This is a genomic window from Kitasatospora sp. NPDC059088 (genome assembly GCF_042738155.1).
Classification (GTDB): domain Bacteria; phylum Actinomycetota; class Actinomycetes; order Streptomycetales; family Streptomycetaceae; genus Kitasatospora.
In genome coordinates this window covers 34,424-37,345 of sequence record NZ_JBHYGR010000094.1, presented here as the reverse complement: position 1 = coordinate 37,345, position 2,922 = coordinate 34,424, and the positions used below count along the sequence as shown (strand labels likewise).

Genomic DNA, 2,922 nt, shown 5'->3' with positions numbered 1-2,922 from the left:
GGCACGGCACGGGCCCTGACGGGCCCTCCAGCACCCTCCCCCGGGCCTGGACGGGCCCGCACACCCCACACGGCACACGGGCAGCCCAACAGGCCCCACAACCCCGGGACAGGCCCGGTGTCGGCCCTGTCGGCCCGCCCGGCCCGGGGCAACACCAGGCCCAGCAGCACGACGGCCTGACGGCCGGGGCTCCGCCCCCGCCCGGGACGGGAGCACCACCACGACAGCCGGGGCGCCGCCCCGGCCAGCACCACCGGGCCGACCGCCGCCCGACAGACCACCACCCAGAAGCCGGCCACCACCCCCCACAACACCCAGAAAGACACCCACGACACCCGAACACGCCACCACACCACCAGAGCCACCACACCAGCCCAGCGCAGCCGCCAGGACAGCACACAGAGCACGCCGCCACGACCGCCCGGCGCAGCCCCCACCCACCCCACCCCCACCACCGCGACCGGCCCAGCCGGACGCCCAAAACAACAACAGCCCCGCAGGGCCAAACCACCGCCGCCCAACCGCACAACCACAGACCTACCCATCCCACCAAGACCAGAAGAAGGAGCAGACAGAGGGGGTTGTCTGATTTTCCTTGCTCTCTCACACCCCATCTGACCTGCGCAGATGTTCACTCGACCCGAAAGGGCCCGGGGTACCTACGGTGGTACCTACGCACGTATCTGCGGTGGTGCCTGCGGTGGTACCTACGGTGGTACCTACGTGGAAGCGCGCAGCGGCGGACCAGCGCGATCGGCCCAGGTTCGGGGACTGATCACACCTCTCATGCACGTTTCATGTGGTACTGTTTTCAATGTCGGAAGGGCCGGGCGGCCCGACCGGCTCAACCCGCCTTTCACCGAAGGAGAGACCGTGCAGTATCCCGAGGATCTTGTGATCAAGGCCCTGGAGTCCGAGGCCCGTTACCAGGCCGCCCGCGCCGACCTGCACGCGGCCCGCAGCACCCGACAGGCCGATCTCTACGCGCTCTGGCGCCACGAGAAGAACACCGTCGCCGTGGCGCAGCACATGCCGCCGTCCGTGACCAAGGCGACGGTTGCCGCCGCCGTTCTGCGCCTGGCCCCGAGTCAGGACTTCACCCAGGGCGAGCTGTTCCAGGTGGCCAGCGCCACCCCGGCCGAGCCCCAGCCGGTCAGCCTCGCCGCTTAGTCGGCACCGGCCGGGCGGTCCGACCGCCCGGCCCCCTGGAACTCCACCCCTGAGAACGAAAAGGACGCGGATTATGGGAACCAACATCGCACGTATTGAAGCCGAATTCAGCTTTGCTTTCACCGGCGGAACTCAAATCGTCGGAATGGCTTTGGAGATGATCCAGAAGGGCGCAGCGGAGCGCCTTTCCGGGATTTCCTTCGGTGCGATTCTTCGGGGTGGTTTGGAGGGGGCCGAGGCTCTGCGGGAACTGCGGGATTTCGCGGGTGAGATGTTCGGCCGGGTGACGCGCGGCCGGTACGACCGGCGGAAGTTCCCCGCGCGGAGTGCGCTGCGGTCGCTGTTGTCGGCAGTGGAGTACGCCGAGTCGGGAATGGGGGCGGACGCGTTGAAGGCGATGCAGGAGGCACAGCGGGAGTCCCGGCGGGCGCTGGCGCGCTGACGGAGCGTCCGGCCGGGCGGTGGTGGTGCCGTCCGGCCGGACCGGGACGACCGGGCGAACTTCACTGCCGGATACCTCCATATGCAGGTTTCATGTGGTATAGTTTTTCTTGTCGGAAGGGCCCGGGCGGGCCCTCCGGCTCAACCCGCTCCAACCGGAAGGCAAGACAGTGACCAAGCGCACCGCCGAGACCAAGAAGCCGATGAAGGCCACCACCCGGACCGTCAAGGCCCGCCTCACCCGGGCCGTGCTGCGGGAGCGGGCGCAGGAGGTCCGCGCGCAGGGCGGCCAGGCCAAGGCGGTCGCCGCCGTCCGCACCGCCCGCCCCCTGCCGGTCGCGGTGATCATGACGGGGGCCGGTTACGACCCGGCCGACGCCTACCGGAACGCGGGCGCGATCAGCAAGAAACTCGGCAAGGCGGACGCGATGAGCAAGACCCGCAAGCGCCTCACCACCAAGAGCCCGACCCGGGTCAACAAGGGCGGCAAGAACCGCCGGATGAAGACCATGCCGGTCAAGCTGTTCGCCCCCGCCCGGGTGCTCGCCCTGCTGGAGACCCACCGCCCGAAGAACCCGGAGGTGGCCGCCCGCTTCGAGGCCGTCGCCCTCAGCCCCCGGTTCCGCGCGCTGGCGCTCTCCCTGGCCGCCTGAGCCAGCCGCCCCGGCGGGGGCGGCCCACCGGCCGCCCCCGCCCTTCCTGGGCCGCTGCGCTCCCTCCCACGGCCTCAGGCCGCCCCAGACTTCCGAGGAGACCCCGCCATGTCCGAAATCGCCGTCCGCTCCGAGAACACCGCTCCGGCCCGCCCCGCCCTGCTGATCACCGTCATGGGCGAAGTCGAGGTGGTCGAGCTCCCCAAGGGCGACACCCTGCCCTTCACGCGCGAGAAGCTCGGATGCCGCCTCGTCGACGTCGCGGAGCTCACCCCCAACGTAGACATGTGGATGGACGACGAGGGGGCGTACAGCCAGCCGGTGAACCTCGTGGCCACCTACCTTGCCCGGCGGTTCGGGAAGGTCTACCAGGCGTACCACGGCCCCGTGTTGCTCACGGCCAACCACATGGGTGACACCGTCCCGCTCGCGCCGGACACCTTCCGGGCGCTGCACGGCACGATTGAGACCTTCGCCGAACTCGTCCGCGCCGAGTTCCGCCGCCGCCTGGCCCGCGCCGCGCTCCAGGAGTAGCCGAACCCCGGTGGGGGGGGGGGGGGCCCGCCCCCCCCGCCCGGCGCCCCCCCCCCCCCCCCCCCCCCCCCCCCCCCCCCCCGCCCCCCCCCCCCCCCCCCCCCCCCCCCCCCCCCCCCCGCAC

4 protein-coding genes are annotated in these 2,922 nt (G+C 71.4%); all 4 read left to right on the top strand.

Features of this window, described 5'->3' with window-relative positions; genetic code table 11:
- The first annotated feature begins 873 nt into the window (after nucleotides 1-873).
- The 4 genes from ACFWXO_RS32155 (at nucleotide 874) to ACFWXO_RS32140 (ending at nucleotide 2,798) form a co-directional block, all read left to right on the top strand.
- A complete protein-coding gene (locus tag ACFWXO_RS32155) occupies nucleotides 874-1,170 on the top strand; it encodes a hypothetical protein (protein WP_380528261.1) in 297 nt (98 codons plus the stop codon).
- Between the two features lie 73 nt (nucleotides 1,171-1,243).
- Complete coding sequence (locus ACFWXO_RS32150) at nucleotides 1,244-1,612, top strand: hypothetical protein (RefSeq protein WP_380528259.1); 369 nt, start codon at nucleotides 1,244-1,246, stop codon at nucleotides 1,610-1,612.
- Nucleotides 1,613-1,781: 169 nt separating this feature from the next.
- Nucleotides 1,782-2,264 carry a hypothetical protein gene (locus ACFWXO_RS32145; protein WP_380528257.1) on the top strand — a complete coding sequence of 161 codons (483 nt, stop codon included), beginning with the start codon at nucleotides 1,782-1,784 and terminating at the stop codon, nucleotides 2,262-2,264.
- Nucleotides 2,265-2,372: 108 nt separating this feature from the next.
- Nucleotides 2,373-2,798, top strand: coding sequence for a DUF3846 domain-containing protein (locus tag ACFWXO_RS32140; RefSeq protein ID WP_380528256.1), 426 nt, complete (start codon nucleotides 2,373-2,375; stop codon nucleotides 2,796-2,798).
- Nucleotides 2,799-2,922: the final 124 nt, after the last annotated feature.